Raw genomic sequence first — 14,730 nt, 5'->3', positions numbered from 1 at the left:
AAATTTCAATATAGATCACCCATCTTCCGCCTGCTGGCGCTAGCGCCGGTGCGGATGCTCGCCCGCGCGAAAATGCCGCCGTGGCCCCTTGGGGTGTTCCTGCATCTGGCAGGCCCGGCGAAACGCCAGCAGGGCGTCCTGCGCATGCCCCAGTACGCTGCCGTGGGGATAGTGCCCTGCCGCGTTTGGCTCACCCGCCGCAACGCCGGTCAGCAGTTCGATGCCTTCGGTCACGTGATCTGCTGCATGGATATGGAAGCGCCCCGTGGCGACAGCGTCGACCAGCCGCGGCGACAGCATCAGGTGGCGCCGATTGCGCGCGGGGATCAGCACGCCCTGGCTGCCGTCTAATCCGGCGGCCTCGCACACGCGGAACCAGCCCTCGATCTTTTCGTTGATGCCGCCCACCGGCAGTATCTCACCGTGCTGGTTGAGCGCGCCGGTGACGGCGATGCCCTGTTTGAGAGGCAAGCCGGACAGCGCCGACAGCAGCGCGTAGAGTTCGGCGCACGATGCGGAATCGCCTTCCACGCCGTGATACTGCTGCTCGAAAACGATGGATGCATTGAGCGAGAGCGGCGCCAGATGGGCGAACAATGCGGCCAGGTAGTTCTGCAGGATAAATACGCCCTTGTCGTGGATCGGACCGGACAGCTCGACCTCGCGCTCGATGTTGAGCAGGCCGTCCTCGCCCGCATAGGCGTGCGAGGAAAGCCGCACCGGCAGGCCGAAGCGGTAGTCGCCGAGGTCGATCTGGGTGAGACCGTTGAGCTGGCCCAGCCGCTCGCCGTGTAGCGCGATCATCAGATCGCCCTCGGCAATTTCCTCGCGCAGGCGCTGCTCGGGGTAATCGTGCCGCCCGGCATGCGCCGCTAGCGCCGCCTCGACATCGTCCACCGTTACCAGACCCGGCCCGCGCGCACGGCAGATCGCAGCGCTCTCCATCACCATCGCCTCGGTGCGGGCGAAAATCGCGCTCTCGCGCGCCTGGTCGCCGGCCTCGCGGTGCGACTCCTCGAGCAGACGCGCCACCGCCGCCGCCGAAAAATGCGGCAGGCCGAACTCGCGGCAGGCGTGGGCGACGAAAATCGCCGAGGCGCGGCGGGTGTCGGCGCTGGCGACGAAGCTGTCGGCGAAATCGACCTTGGCGCGGAAGTGCCGGGCGAATTCCGGTGCCGCCTCCTGCAGTTCGTAATACTGGTCGCGCGAGCCGACCAGCACCAGCTTGACCTCGACGTCGACCGCCTCCGGCACCAGCGACACCGCCGCAATCGGCGAAAACGACACACCCGGCTCCTCGATCTGCAGCCGGCCGCTGCGCAAAAAGCGCCGCAGCTGCTCCCACACCAGCGGGTCGGCCAGCACGTCGCGCAAATGCAGCATCAGAAAACCACCGTGCGCCTGCAGCAGGCTGCCGGCGCGGATGCGCGAAAAGTCGGTCATCAGCACGTCGTTCTCGGACTGGTACTCGATGCTGCCGAACAGTGCGCGGAACAGCGGGTTGTCCTCGACAATCACCGGTGCGCCGGTCAACCCGCCGTTGTCAACCACCAGGTTGACGCGGTAGCGCGCCAGCACCATTTGCAACGCCTCCAGCCGATCCTCGTCGTCCTCGCCGCCGCTGAACAGTTCCAGGTTGTCGAACACGTCCTGTTCCAGCGCATCGAGCCAGGCGTTGAGCTTGGCGGCGTCCTTGATCTGCTTCTTCAGCCCACCTCGGATCGCCTGCAGTTCGCGCTCGACCAACGGCTTCACCACCTGCCGCCGCAATGCCGCCAGCGCCTCGTTCATCGCGCGTTCCAGCGGCTGGGTTTTCTCGATGTAGCGGGTGATCTCGGCGCGCAGCTCCTGCTCGGCCTGTTCCACCTCGCTGCGGCGCGCCTTCGGCAGCGCCAGCACCTCGTCCTCGGTGAGCGCCTGCCCCTTCTTGCCGACAAGGGTGAACATCATGCGCCCTTCCTCGCGGTGCAGCGAAAAGCTGCGCGCCTCGGCAAACGCCACCAGCTCGGCATAGTGCCGCGCCACGTTTTGCTTCCACGCTGTCTCGATGCGATCGCTCTCGGCCTTGTAATCCTGCCCGTCCAGCCGCTGCGGGATGTCGATTTGCAGCGTCTTCACCGCCTGCGCCAACGACTGGCGCAGCAGCCGCCCCTCGCCGGCCGGCAGGCGCAGCGCCAGCGGCCGTTCGGGTGCGTCGAAGTTGTGCAGGTAGCAGAGGTCGGGCGGCACCCGCCTGCTCGCCGCCACCTCGTGCATCGCCTGCTTGAGCAGCGAGGAACGGCCGCTGCCGACTTCGCCCAGCACGAACAGGTTGTAGTTGGGCTGGTCCATCCCCAGGCCGAAACGCGCGGCTGCCTCGGCACGCGCCTGACCGATCCACGGCAGCGGCTCCTCGATCAATTCTGAGGTATCCGCAAACCCCAGCGACGCGGGGTCGAGGGTCAGGCGAAGGTCGGCGGGGGTCAGGGTGGCAATCGGCATGGTGTGGGGGCGGGCTTTTCGTGGTGATTGGATTATCCCGGATTCCGCAGTTGGACGTGCCCGAGTGTGCGGTTTTCGGGTTGGCCGGCCTGATTCATGGCGGCAGCAGGCCGGCCCACTGCGACTGAATTTGCAGATAGCGTTCGCGCAGGCTTGCCGCATTCTCGCGCAACAGATCGGCGGGCACGGCCAGCGCCTGCATCAGTGCGGGCTCGACACGGTCGACCGCCACACTGCGCGGCATCGCGTCCGGCTCCCAGGTTTCGGCAAAGGCGGCTCGTTTGTCGGGGCGCGGGCCCTGCTGCGGCGGCATCAGGCTGACCCGCGGCAGGCCGTAGGCCAGCGCGACGATGCGGCCATGCAGACTGCTGCTCACCACCCCGCGGCTGGCGGCGATGAGGGCGCAGATGTCCCATAGATGCAGCGACGCAAACAGCCGCGCCGTACCGGGCGACAGCCGGCGCAGCAGTTTTCCAGCCAGCGCCGGATCGTCGTGCCACGGCGCCGTGCCGGCGCAGAACAGCGCCACGCCCAAGCCCGTCGCGGCAGCCACCTTAGACAGGCCCTGCGCCAGCGCATCCAGGCTGGCATCGTCGGCAAAATCCGCGCTGAACTGGCACGCCAGATAGCCCCGCGGGAAAGCGCCCAAAACGGCTTTCACCGCGCCCTGCTGCTGGTGCCGGCGAATCACCTCGCCGAAGCACTGTTCCACCATCACCGCCGGGTCGGGACACAGCGGTGCGGCGATCCCCTCCGCGCGCAATGCCGCCTGCGTGACATGATCGCGCACGCTGAGCCAGTCCGCCTGCACGAGCGCCGCCTTCACCTCGCCCCGCTCAGCGGCCGACAGGACACCCCACTCCACGCCGCCGACGGCGTTGAAGATCAGCTTGCCGCGCGGCGCCAGCGCATCGCGCCCCACGACATAGGGCATGCTTCGCGAGGTGCCGAGCTGACGGGTCGCCCACGCGGCGGCCGCAGCCGGGTCGTCGCCGTAACGCGAAACGGCTGCAGCAGCCGCGGCCGGATCGAGCAGTATGACAGCCGCCTGCCAGGCGGTGCACGTCAGCAGTTCGCCGCCGACGTGGATCAGCCCGGCAGGCCTTAAGTCCCCACCCAGCGCGCTCACACGGTGCCCACCCAAAGCCCGCAGATCGCGCGCCACCAGTCCAGCGTAGGCGAAAGCCCGCCCCGGCAGCAGCGCCCCCAGCAGATGCGGAAACAGCAGGTCACCGAAGTTGTGGCGGTCAAAGGCGCCGAACAGGACCGGCGGGGAATGAGCGTTCATTGTCTGCCAAGCGTAAAAAGCGACCAGGTTCGAAATCGTCATTCCGACGCAGGGCCACTGCTGTCGGGAAAATTTTGGGGCGTTGATAAAAGCGTTGCAGGACATGGCTGCGCGGGTTAAAACCCTGAGCGCCAACTCAATAATCGAACCTGCACCCTATTCAGGACAAGCCGACTTCACGCAATCATGAACGTCCTGCCGCGAGCAACGGGGGGCTGGTTTCAACCGCCTGCGCACCCCCGGAACAGCTCCGCCTATGGATTATTTGGGATAATCCAAGCGGGGAGATTTGTAGGAGGCCCGCCCTCGGGCCGAATGCGGGCATCCGCACGAGGCTGGCATTCGGCCCGGGGGCGGGCCTCCTACAGGGGGGGTGGATCCAAAAGAGATTTCAAGACAATACGAATGACTGAAGAAAACAAACTGACTGTCCTGCAACTGGTGCCCGTGCTCGAATCCGGCGGGGTGGAACGCGGCACGCTCGAAATTGCACAAGCACTGGTCGAGCACGGCCACCGTGCGCTGGTGATATCGGCGGGCGGACGGCTGGTCGCGCCGCTCGTTGCATCGGGCGCCGAACACTTTGCTTGGACAATCGGAGAAAAGTCGTTCAAAACGCTGCTGCTCGTCGGCAAGCTGCGAAAGTTTCTGCTGGAACAAAAAGTGGACATCATCCACGCGCGCTCGCGCGTGCCGGCGTGGATCGCCTGGCTGGCCTGGCGCGGCATGAATCCGGCCACGCGACCACGTTTTGTCACCACGGTGCACGGCATGTACGGCGCCAATCGCTACAGCCGCATCATGACGCAGGGCGAGCGCGTGATTGCGGTGTCCAACACGGTGCGCGATTACATCCTGCGCGAATACCCCGACACGCCGCCGTGGCGCATTCAGGTCATCCATCGCGGCGTCGATGGCCATGCCTATCCGCACGGCTGGAAGCCCGACCCGGTCTGGCAGCAGGCGTTTTATGCCCAGCTCCCCGGTGCCGCCGGCAAGCAGATCCTGACCCTGCCCGGCCGCATCACCCGGCTCAAGGGGCATGAAGATTTCATCGAGCTGATTGCGCGGCTGAAGCGGCGCGGGCTGCCGGTGCACGGTCTGATCGTCGGCGGCGCATCGGCATCCAAGCAACGCTATCTGCACAAGCTGCGCTACCGCGTGCGCAGCATGGAACTGGCAGCCGACATCAGCTTCACCGGCCAGCGCGACGACCTGAAAAACATCTTGGCGATTTCGGATCTGGTGCTGTCGCTCTCCACCCAGCCCGAGTCGTTCGGCCGCACCACGCTTGAGGCGCTGCGGCTCGGCGTGCCGACGGCAGGCTACGACCGCGGCGGGGTCGGCGAAATCCTGCGCAGGATTTATCCGGTCGGACTGTTGCCGCTCGACCACCTGGACGAATCCTGCCAGCGCATCACCCAACTGCTGCAACATCCGGAACCGGTTCCGGCCGGCGCGTTCTACCCCCTGCAGGCCATGCTGGATCAGACGCTGACGCTGTACGCGCAGGTGGTGCGCACGCCGCGCCGCTGATGCCTACGCCCGGCCGCTGATCGCGCCGGGCAGATGCAGCAGACGTCCGCGCAGCTTGCCGTACAAATCGCGCAGCGCCACCGCCGGGCTGGACAAGCGCATCGCGCGGCGCGACAGGATCACGGCACCCGGATCGATGTGCGCCTCGGCTCGATGCAGGCGCGCAATTTCACGCGCGGCCACGGCAAACAGATTGTGTTCGAACATCACGCGCCGCCTGGCCTCGATCAGCGCCGGCAGGCGTTTCTCATATTCGTTGTGGGCGATCGCCGTGCGGATGATGTCGAGCGCGCCGGCAGGGTCGCGAATGTCGATGCGGATGAAGCTGTCGTCGGGGAAATAATCCGTCGCGTTGGGGCAACCGTAATAAAAAGGCAGCGACAGCCCGAGAAACGGGTCGGCGAGTTTCTCGGTCCAGTGGTGTTCGCCGATAAAATTCTCGATCGCGATGTGATAGCGGTAATCGCGCAGGCAGTCGGCCTTGTCGTCCAGTTTGCGTGCCGTTTCACGACCGAAGGTGTCGAGCTCGGGCATATGCTGCACCAGCCAGTGCATGAAGCGGGCGCGGTGATAGTGCAGCGTGTGGCGCATCGCCTTGGGCGAATACACCATCGATGCGTCGCGGCTTTTGGCCACGGGCGGATGCGCGAGCATGCTGTCGAAGGGCATGGTTTCCCGGCTGCCCACGCCATAAAACCAGTGCAGCGCGGGCTGTGAAAAGATCCGCTGCGGATGCGGCAGCGCCCATGCCGGCTGGCTGGTGAGCACTGCACCGAACTGGCGCGTGTAATCGTCGCCGTAGATTTTCACCGACGACGGTTCGGTGGTGACCAGCAGCGTATGCGCACGTGGGCAGGCCAGGATTTCGGAACTGGTTTTTTTGGCCTCGCCCGCGCGCGCCGGCAGGTCGTCATAAACCAGCAGCCAGTCGTAATCCGTCGCCGCACGATCGAAAACAAACGTGCAATCGCCCCACACCGGTTCGCCATGCGGAAACTGGTGCAGCCAGAGGGCCTCCGGCAAACTGCTGACCACTTTCACGCGCAGGCGGGGCATGGGCGTCCTCAGAAACTGCGCAAATTGCCGGGAAAGTCCTGCCCGGCTTTCAACTCGCCCGAAATGAGCTCCGGCAGCCGGGCAGCCACCCATTCAGGGGTGATCGCCTTCATGCAGGCATGGGTGTCCGGGTTGCTGCAGGTTTTGGCATAACAATTGATGCAGGGCAACACCGCCTGCACCGCGACAACCTGCGGGCCAATGGGCTTGACGCGACGCGGATCGGTGGGCCCGCAGAGGACGAGCAAAGGCCGCCCGGCCACCGAGGCAAAATGCGCCGTGCCCGTATCGTTACCGATGATCGCTGCAGCCCCCGCACACAGCGGGGCGATATCCAGCAATTGAAGCTGGCCATTCAGGTTCACCACCCAGTCACCGACCTCGGCGATTTCAGCGCAGACGTCCACCTCGTCCGGCCCGCCAATCAGCACGATTTTCGGCATGCCCTGCTGATGCCAGCGTTGCGCCAGTTCGGCAAAACGCTTCGTGCCCCAACGCTTCAGCGGATGCGCGGCTGCCGCCCCGGGCAGCAGCACCCCATAACGCCCCTCTTCGAGGCCATGTGCCTGACGCAGCGCGGCCACCCCCGCCATCCGGTCAGGCGGGGGATACAGCACCGGATGCGAGGTCATCGTGGGAATGCCGATGGCCTGCAACGCCGACTGCATCATCGGCAGCGCATGCGCGCCGGGTTTGCGGATCGCGGGCTGATGGGTGTAGGGAAAGCCGCCGAGGTTGCCGATGCGGATGCGCGGCGCGCCACCGGTGAGCCAGAGCAGCGCAAGCAGAAACCGGGAATGATCCGAGCGCTGCAGATCGATCACCAGGTCATACCGCCCGGCGCGCACTTTTTTCAGCCACGCGGCGCTATTGGCCCAGCGGTGCTTTTTGCTGCGCACGTCGATCGCCCATACTTCGGAAAAGCGCGGGTCGTGCGCAAACAGGCTGCTGCAATTCGGCTGCGTGTTGAGATGGATTTCAGCGTTGGGAAAGGCGCACGCGATGTCTTCCATCAAGGCGCTGGCGATGACCACATCACCCAGCGCGCTCCATTTGACGACCAGAATACGGCGGATTTTTTCAGGCTGCACGGCCGTCATTTTTCACTGCAAAGGTTGAAGTGTTTCACGCAGCCCAATTGAGATTCCTGCATGGGCGGTACATTCAACCGTTTTCGCTCAGCCAGTCAAGGTAGCGCTTCACACCCGCTTCCACCGTCAGAAATTCTTTGGTGTATCCAATCTCCCGCAGCTTCCCGACATTTGCCTCGGTAAAACTCTGATACGCGTTTTTCAGATGGTCAGGAAACGGGATGTATTCGATTTCACCTTGTCCATTCCAGGCAATCACGGCCTTGGCCACATCGTTGAACGGTCGCGCCCGGCCGGTGCCGCAATTGAATATGCCGGACTTTTCAGGGTGATCGTAAAACCACAGGTTCACATCGACGCAATCGCTGACGTGGACGAAATCGCGCAACTGCTCGCCGTCGGCGTAGCCGTCCGTACCGGAAAACAGCCGGGCCTTGCCCGTTTCCCGGATCTGGTTGTGAAAGTGGAATGCCGTGCTCGCCATGGGCCCTTTGTGACCTTCACGCGGCCCGTACACGTTGAAGTAGCGCAGCCCGACGATCTGCGCAGTGGCCTTGGGCAGCATAGGGCGCACGTATTGGTCGAACTGGAACTTGGAGTAGGCGTACATGTTGATTGGCCGTTCGCAGGCACGCGTTTCCTGAAAGCCATGCTTGCCGGTCCCATACACCGATGCCGATGAAGCATAGATCAGCGGCACTGCGCGCTGCTGACACCAGTGCAGCAGGGTTTTGGTGTATTCGAAGTTGTTGCGCATCACATACTGGCCGTCCCATTCGGTGGTGGCCGAGCAGGCGCCCTGGTGAAACACGGCTTCGACCGGACCGAAATCCTGACCGGCCTGGATGCGGGCGATGAAGTCGTCGCGATCGAGGTAATCGCGGATATCGAGGTCGGACAGGTTGTGCATCTTGCGACCATTGACGAGGTGGTCGACAACCAGAATGTCGTCGATGCCGCGCCGGTTGAAGCCTTCTACGATGTTGGCACCGATGAAACCGGCGCCACCGGTGACGATGATCATGTTCAGTCCTCTTGCCTGATTTTCTGTATCAGCTTGCTGGTGGAATGGCCCGGCAGGAAATCGAGCACTTGTACCTGCCCACCCGCCTGGATCACCTGCTCGCCGCCTGCGATCTGTTCCGGCCGGTAGTCGCCGCCCTTGACCAGGATGTCGGGCAGGACACGGCTGATGAGGCGTTCCGGCGTGTCTTCGGAAAACGGCACGACCCAGTCCACGCAGGCCAGGGCAGACAACATTCGCAGACGATGCGCAAGCGAATTGACCGGCCGGGGCACCCCCTGCGCCGCCCCCTTGAGCCGGCGCACCGAATCGTCGTCGTTGACCGCCACGATGAGTTTGTCACCCAGCGCGCGGGCTTGCTCCAGGTATTCGATGTGGCCGGGATGCAGGATATCGAAGCAGCCGTTGGTCATCACCACCGTCTCCCCCTGGGCACGCGCCCGCTGGCGTTGCGCGACGAGTTCAGCTTCCGTGCAGATGCCGCTGGCACTGTGTGGCGCGGTGTTCAGGTGCAGCGCCGCACGCAGATCGTCCGCTGTCACGCTGGCGGTGCCAAGCTTGCCGACGACAATGCCGGCGCCGATATTGGAAAGCGCGACGGCATCGATCAGTGTCAGCCCGGCTGCGAGCCCTGCGCCGACGATGGCCGCAACGGTGTCGCCGGCCCCCGTGACGTCGAAGACCTCGCGCGCCTGGGTGGGCAGGTGGATCGGCGCCTGGCCCTCAGCAACCAGCGTCATGCCGTGTTCGCTGCGGGTGATGAGCAGGGCGTGCAGATTCAGCTGCTGGCGCAGCCTTTCGGCACGGCGGACGAGTTCGTCTTCGCTGGCGCATAGCCCCGCTACGGCTTCGAATTCCGACAGGTTGGGGGTGAGCACGGTGGCGCCGCGGTAAGGCTCGAAATCCGTGCCCTTGGGGTCGACGATGACGGGCAGCTGGAGCGCCCGGGCAGCCACGATCAGCGGCTGAACATCGCGCAATGCGCCCTTCGCATAGTCCGAGAAGATGACGGCATCGGCCGCTTGCGCGTTCCGTTTGAAGACATCCAGCAGCGTGGCCGGATCCCAGCGCGGGAAATGGTCTTCGAAGTCGAGACGGATGATCTGCTGGTGGCGGCTGATGACGCGCAGCTTGGTAATGGTCTTGCTGCCGGCTACGCGCTGCAGGGCGCACTCAATCCCGTGCTCGACGAGAAGGCTTTCCAGCTGATTGGCCGCTTCGTCTTCGCCCACCAGGCCAAGCAGCCGGGTTGAAGCACCCAGGCTGGCCGCATTGATGGCGACGTTGCCGGCGCCGCCCACGCGCGATTCCTGCTGATGAACCTGGACAATCGGCACCGGCGCCTCGGGCGAAATGCGCAAGGTGGGACCATGCCAGTAGCTGTCGAGCATCACATCGCCGACGACGAACACGCGGGCGGCAGAAAAGTCGGGCGGATGAATCATCCGGGATTGTCCATTAGATAAAACTGCGTCATTCCGGCGGAAGCCGGAATCCAGCGGATTAAAACGCTCCCGCGCAAGCGGGACAACATCACGGTTTTGTCCGCTTTGCGGGTTTTTTTTCGGACTGGATTCCGGCCTTCGCCGGAATGACGGGCTAATGGATTATTTTGGATCATGCGGGGTTCTGAAGGTGTTCAGCGTCGACCATGGCGCACCACAGATGGCCGATCACGATGTGGCATTCCTGGATATGCGCGGTTTGTGGCGCGGGGATCACGATCGGGATGTCAACGCGCGCTTTCAGTTTTCCGCCATCATGCCCGAGCAGACCAATCGTCGTGCAGCCGAGCCGGGTGGCCGCCTCGACCGCAGCAAGCACATTGGCGCTGTTGCCGCTGGTGGAAATGCCGACAAGAACATCTCCTGTGCGTGCGTGGGCCTCGACCTGCCGGGCAAAGACGTGGTCGTAGCCGTAGTCGTTGGCGACCGAAGTCAGGATGGACGTATCGGTGGTCAGCGCAATGGCGGACAAGCCCCTGCGTTCAGCCACAAAGCGGCCAACCAGCTCGGCAGCGATGTGCTGCGCATCAGCGGCGCTGCCGCCGTTGCCGCACAGCAACAGCTTGTTGCCGCGCTGCAGGCAGTCGGCGATCTGCCTGCCTGCGGCCTCGATTGCCGGCTGAAGCTCGGCAAGGCGTGTCACAGCGGCGATATGTTTGCGGAGATGTTCCGTGAAAAGCGAAGTCATGGCTCAATAGGTTCAAAGCATTCGCCTGACTGTCAGCCCTGCAGTCAAACAGGGCTCGTCTGGCGAGTTACCCCCGTATGGGCAGGCGGTGAATATGCGGATGATACGGCTGTTTTGCGGGAAGATATCACACGCGGCACCCTCGTCATGGCAGGCCGTCCCCGGCAAAACCAACCCTGTCGTGCCCTGCGAAGCAAAGGGATCAGTTTTCAGCGCGCACCTTTTCATAGACGGCAACGGTTTCCCCCACCATTGCCTTCAACGTCATCCCTTCGCTAAAGAGGGCCTGAGGCGCCTTCATCAAGCCCGACCAGCCGTCCAGGTTGTCGAGAAGCGCCTGCAGGCGGTTCCGCAAGGCTTGCGCATCGCCGACCGGGACAATCAACTCGGCTGGCAGCACTTCGTTGGCCACGGGAACATCGGTGGCGAGAATACGGGCCCCCAGCAACAGGGCTTCGCTGAAAACATACGAGAAGCCCTCCCGTCGCGATGAAATAATCACCGCATCAGCCGACGCCATCAGCGTCGCGACATCGGTTCGGTACCCGAGGAGTCGGCATTGCGTTTCAGGCATCAGGCGCTTGATACGCTGTTCGAGGGAAGGGCGTTCGGGGCCTTCTCCCGCAATCATCAGGCTGAGCGGCAACCCGTCAACAGCATCCAGCAAGATGTCGAAGCCCTTTGCCTGAACCAGGTGCCCGGCGGCAAGGAGAAGCGGGCGGTTTGCGGGCAAGCCAAACTCGGCTTTCAGGTCGACCCGCTCGAAACTCGGGGGGGCAATTCCGTTATATACAACCGAGCAATGCGGCTTCGGGAATGGACCGGCAAGTTGCTGGCTGACCGCAATGACGTGATCAAGTCGACGGAATGCCGCGATATTGCGTTTGATATTGTGCAGGGTCCCAACGGTTGGCGCAGCCAACCCCCTCCGCAAACTGGCAACCATCGACGTCGCCTTGTTGGCTTGCGCATGAATGATGTCGCACCGGCAACGACGGAGCTTGAACAGCAATTCCAGCAACAGCAGGGGATTTCGCCTGCTCCTGTCGCAGCGTATTGGCACACGGCCCACTTGCGCGGACAGGGTGGCCAGATAGTCTGCGTCACCCAAGACAAGCACCTCATGCCCCGCCTCGGCGAGCTGCCCCGCCAGTTCACGGACATGTTTTTCCAAGCCGCCCTCACCCTGACTGGCCAATACCTGGCAGATTTTCATCTCTTTATCCTATGCGGCTCGGTTCAAGGGCGTGAAATGCCTGGAATAGGGTGCAAATTACCTAACAGGACGTTGAAAATCGCGTAGGAGGCCCGCCCTCGGGCCGAATGCGGGCAGCCGCATGGGCGCGGCATTCGCGGCGGGGGCGCCGCTCCTACAACGGTTTTTTTGCTCTAAGGAAGGTCTGCATAAGTCGAAAAGGCCGTCATTGCGAGCGAAGCGAAGCAATCCAGAGGGTTGATTTAGCGCTAGTTTCTGGATTGCCGCGTCGCTTTGCTCCTCGCAATGACAGCTTTTGCAGAGGTCCCCTAGGCAAACAATCAGCAAAGCGCTATTCAAGCCCACGGCTCCGGCTGGTATTCCGGCACCCAGGCTTTAAGTTGTCGTTTGACCGCCGCCTCGTCCTGAAAGCAGGTCAGCGCCAGCCAGTCCAGGCATTCGCCATGCCAGCCGGCATCGGCCGCGCGCGCCTTCGCCACCCGCAGCTTGGGGTGCGGGGTGGGCAAGGTTGATTCGTCATCGGCCAGCAACTCTTCGTAGAGCTTTTCGCCTGGGCGCAGGCCGGTGTATTCGATGCGGATGCTCGCTTCGTCCGCGCCCGACAGCCGGATCATGAGTCTGGCCAGCTCGGCGATCTTCACCGGCTCGCCCATGTCGAGCACGAAAATCTCGCCGCCTTGGCCCATCAGGCCCGCCTGCAGCACCAACTGCGCGGCTTCGGGAATCGACATGAAATAGCGCGTGATCTCGGGATGCGTCACCGTCACCGGACCGCCCGCCTCGATCTGCTTCTGGAACTTGGGGATCACACTGCCGGACGAGCCGAGCACATTGCCGAAGCGCACCGACACGAAGCGCGTGCCGCCAGGTTGTTGATTGGGCTGGCGCTGCTGCATCGCCTGGCAGGCCATCTCGGCCAGCCGCTTGGTCGCACCCATGACATTGGTCGGGTTGACCGCCTTGTCGGTGGAAATCATCACGAACTTACCCACGCCATGCGCCTGCGCCGCTGCAGCCACCACCTGGGTACCCAGCACGTTGTTGCGCACCGCTTCCCAGGCATTGCCGTTCTCCATCAGCGGCACGTGCTTGTAGGCCGCCGCATGGAACACCACCGCGGGGCGATGCTCGGCCATCACCTGGTTCACCCAGACGGAATTCTTCACGTCGCCGATCACCGGTGCAATCTGCAAGCCCGGGAAACGCTGCGGCAACTCCTGCTCCATTGCATACAGCGCCAGTTCTGACTGTTCGAACAACACCAGTTTCGCAGGTGCAAAACGCGCGATCTGGCGGCACAATTCCGAGCCGATCGAGCCGCCTGCACCAGTCACCATCACCACATGGCCAGTCAGCAAGCGATGCAGGCCACTGTCGTCAAGCGCCACCGGATCTCGCCCCAGCAGGTCGTCGAGCTCAATGCGTCGCAGGCTCGAGACCGACACCCTGCCCGACACCACGTCTTCCAGCGAGGGGATGGTCAGCACGTTCAGCCTGGCGTCGCTGCAGGTCTGGGTAATACGCTTGCGCACCGCGTGCGCAGCCGACGGCAGCGCCAGCACCACATCGTCTACTTCCATTTTTCGTGCCCAGACCGCGACCTCATCGAGCGCTCCCAGCACCGGGATCCCCTGCACCAACCGCCCGCGTTTGTCGCGGCTGTCGTCCAGCAGACCCACCACATGAAACCCTGACGGATTGCGCGCCAGTTCGCGCAGCAAGAAGTCCGCAGCCGTGCCCGCGCCCGCCACCAGCACCGGCTTGCTATCCGGGTGCAGCATGCTGGCAAGACGATGTTCCTTCCAGGCGCGGTAGGCCAGGCGGCTGCCGCCCATCAGGACCACCAGCAGCAGCGGGTCGAGGATCAGCACCGAACGCGGCACCACGGCACTGACGCGGAACAGGATCAGCACCAATGGAATCAGCAACGCCGCCAGCCCCACGGCCAGCAGGATGCGCTTGAGATCGGGCAGGCTGGCAAAGCGCCAAAGGCCGCGATACAGGCCAAAGCGCCAGAACACCACAGCCTGCAGCGGCACCACCCAAACCAGCGTAGTCAGCGCCGCCGCCTGAAACTCTGGCGGCATCTCCAGATTGAAACGCAGCAAGTACGCAGCCAGCCAGGCGAAGGTCGCCGCCAGAATGTCGTGCAGGATGATGGCGACGGTGCGGGGATTGACGGTGCGGGGATTAAGGTTCATTGGGAATACGGTGCCAGCGCCAATCGATTGCCAGGAAGATCAACAGATATATTGCGGCCGACAGTATAAGCAACCATGCAGCGTATTGCCGAAGAAGCAGCAGCGCGAAGGCCAGCGTAGCCGTCGCCAGCATCAGCGCATAGGCCGCCAGGGCAAGCTGGCGATGCGTCGCGCCGAGCAGCACCACCCGCTGATAATAGTGCGACCGATGCGCCCGCCAGACCTTCTCTCCGCGCAGCGCACGGCGGATGAGCGTCACGCTGGCATCGACGATGAAGGGCGAAAACACCAGCAGCGGGAACAGCCACGGCCACACACCCTGCATCGCACCCACTATGCCCAATGTCGCCGCCATAAACCCCAGCGGAATCGAGCCCGCATCGCCCATGAACACCCGCGCGGGTGGGAAGTTGAAGCGTAAAAACGCCAGCGCCGCCGCCGCAATCGCCGCGGAAAACGCGGCCAGCCCCGGCGCATCGCCCAGCATTGCCGCCAGCGCCAGCGCGCCAAAGCCGATTGCGGCCATGCCGCCCGCCAGCCCGTCCGAGCCGTCCATGAAGTTATACAGATTGGTCATCCACACCACCACCAGCGTGCCTGCCAGCAAGGCCCAGCCGGTCAGCCCCAATGCCAGCAGACACGCG

At 63.8% G+C, this 14,730-nt stretch carries 11 protein-coding genes; 1 reads left to right on the top strand and 10 read right to left on the bottom strand.

Annotated features, from left to right (window positions below; translation table 11 throughout):
* Window positions 1-39 precede the first annotated feature (39 nt).
* Together ABW22_RS14110 and ABW22_RS14105 are read right to left on the bottom strand one after the other, a co-directional pair.
* The gene (locus ABW22_RS14110; RefSeq protein WP_059758095.1) at window positions 40-2,481 is read right to left on the bottom strand and encodes a Lon protease family protein; all 2,442 of its coding nucleotides are present in this window, start codon (window positions 2,479-2,481) and stop codon (window positions 40-42) included.
* A 94-nt stretch (window positions 2,482-2,575) separates the two neighbouring features.
* A complete protein-coding gene (locus ABW22_RS14105; RefSeq protein WP_059758600.1) occupies window positions 2,576-3,769 on the bottom strand; it encodes a polysaccharide pyruvyl transferase family protein in 1,194 nt (397 codons plus the stop codon).
* Between the two features lie 405 nt (window positions 3,770-4,174).
* Between ABW22_RS14105 and ABW22_RS14100 the strand changes: the two genes are divergently transcribed.
* Entirely contained in the window at window positions 4,175-5,305 is a 1,131-nt protein-coding gene (locus ABW22_RS14100) for a glycosyltransferase family 4 protein (protein ID WP_059758092.1), read from the top strand.
* Between the two features lie 3 nt (window positions 5,306-5,308).
* Here the strand turns inward: ABW22_RS14100 and ABW22_RS14095 are convergent, their stop codons facing one another.
* From ABW22_RS14095 to ABW22_RS14060, 8 genes are all read right to left on the bottom strand, one after another.
* The gene (locus ABW22_RS14095) at window positions 5,309-6,361 is read right to left on the bottom strand and encodes a glycosyltransferase family 10 domain-containing protein (RefSeq protein ID WP_059758090.1); all 1,053 of its coding nucleotides are present in this window, start codon (window positions 6,359-6,361) and stop codon (window positions 5,309-5,311) included.
* An 8-nt stretch (window positions 6,362-6,369) separates the two neighbouring features.
* The gene (locus tag ABW22_RS14090) at window positions 6,370-7,461 is read right to left on the bottom strand and encodes a glycosyltransferase family 9 protein (protein WP_059758089.1); all 1,092 of its coding nucleotides are present in this window, start codon (window positions 7,459-7,461) and stop codon (window positions 6,370-6,372) included.
* 64 nt (window positions 7,462-7,525) lie between these two features.
* On the bottom strand, window positions 7,526-8,476 hold the full coding sequence (rfaD, locus tag ABW22_RS14085) for an ADP-glyceromanno-heptose 6-epimerase (protein WP_059758086.1): 951 nt from the start codon (window positions 8,474-8,476) through the stop codon (window positions 7,526-7,528).
* Between the two features lie 2 nt (window positions 8,477-8,478).
* Complete coding sequence (gene hldE / locus ABW22_RS14080) at window positions 8,479-9,921, bottom strand: bifunctional D-glycero-beta-D-manno-heptose-7-phosphate kinase/D-glycero-beta-D-manno-heptose 1-phosphate adenylyltransferase HldE (protein WP_059758083.1); 1,443 nt, start codon at window positions 9,919-9,921, stop codon at window positions 8,479-8,481.
* 172 nt (window positions 9,922-10,093) lie between these two features.
* On the bottom strand, window positions 10,094-10,669 hold the full coding sequence (locus ABW22_RS14075) for a D-sedoheptulose-7-phosphate isomerase (protein WP_059758081.1): 576 nt from the start codon (window positions 10,667-10,669) through the stop codon (window positions 10,094-10,096).
* Between the two features lie 202 nt (window positions 10,670-10,871).
* Window positions 10,872-11,885, bottom strand: a complete 1,014-nt coding sequence (locus tag ABW22_RS14070; RefSeq protein WP_059758078.1) for a glycosyltransferase — start codon at window positions 11,883-11,885, stop codon at window positions 10,872-10,874.
* A 335-nt stretch (window positions 11,886-12,220) separates the two neighbouring features.
* Window positions 12,221-14,086: a polysaccharide biosynthesis protein gene (locus ABW22_RS14065; RefSeq protein ID WP_059758074.1), complete on the bottom strand. Its 1,866-nt coding sequence runs from the start codon at window positions 14,084-14,086 to the stop codon at window positions 12,221-12,223.
* On the bottom strand, window positions 14,076-14,730 hold a 655-nt coding region (locus ABW22_RS14060; protein WP_237763358.1), incomplete at its 5' end, for a UDP-phosphate N-acetylglucosaminyl 1-phosphate transferase. The genes ABW22_RS14060 and ABW22_RS14065, both read right to left, overlap by 11 nt.

Origin of the sequence: Thiobacillus denitrificans, assembly GCF_001530125.1 — a bacterium.
Lineage (GTDB): Bacteria > Pseudomonadota > Gammaproteobacteria > Burkholderiales > Thiobacillaceae > Thiobacillus > Thiobacillus denitrificans_C.
The sequence above is the reverse complement of the archived record's forward strand: the minus strand, read 5'-3'. Positions and strand labels throughout refer to the sequence as shown.

Bases quoted from the DNA above. Each gene is read 5' to 3' on its own strand.
- ABW22_RS14075 (WP_059758081.1), bottom strand. From the start codon at position 10,669: ATGACTTCGCTTTTCACGGAACATCTCCGCAAACATATCGCCGCTGTG.
- ABW22_RS14090 (WP_059758089.1), bottom strand. From the start codon at position 7,461: ATGACGGCCGTGCAGCCTGAAAAAATCCGCCGTATTCTGGTCGTCAAA.
- hldE (WP_059758083.1), bottom strand. From the start codon at position 9,921: ATGATTCATCCGCCCGACTTTTCTGCCGCCCGCGTGTTCGTCGTCGGC.
- ABW22_RS14100 (WP_059758092.1), top strand. From the start codon at position 4,175: ATGACTGAAGAAAACAAACTGACTGTCCTGCAACTGGTGCCCGTGCTC.
- ABW22_RS14095 (WP_059758090.1), bottom strand. From the start codon at position 6,361: ATGCCCCGCCTGCGCGTGAAAGTGGTCAGCAGTTTGCCGGAGGCCCTC.
- ABW22_RS14070 (WP_059758078.1), bottom strand. From the start codon at position 11,885: ATGAAAATCTGCCAGGTATTGGCCAGTCAGGGTGAGGGCGGCTTGGAA.
- rfaD (WP_059758086.1), bottom strand. From the start codon at position 8,476: ATGATCATCGTCACCGGTGGCGCCGGTTTCATCGGTGCCAACATCGTA.
- ABW22_RS14110 (WP_059758095.1), bottom strand. From the start codon at position 2,481: ATGCCGATTGCCACCCTGACCCCCGCCGACCTTCGCCTGACCCTCGAC.
- ABW22_RS14105 (WP_059758600.1), bottom strand. From the start codon at position 3,769: ATGAACGCTCATTCCCCGCCGGTCCTGTTCGGCGCCTTTGACCGCCAC.
- ABW22_RS14065 (WP_059758074.1), bottom strand. From the start codon at position 14,086: ATGAACCTTAATCCCCGCACCGTCAATCCCCGCACCGTCGCCATCATC.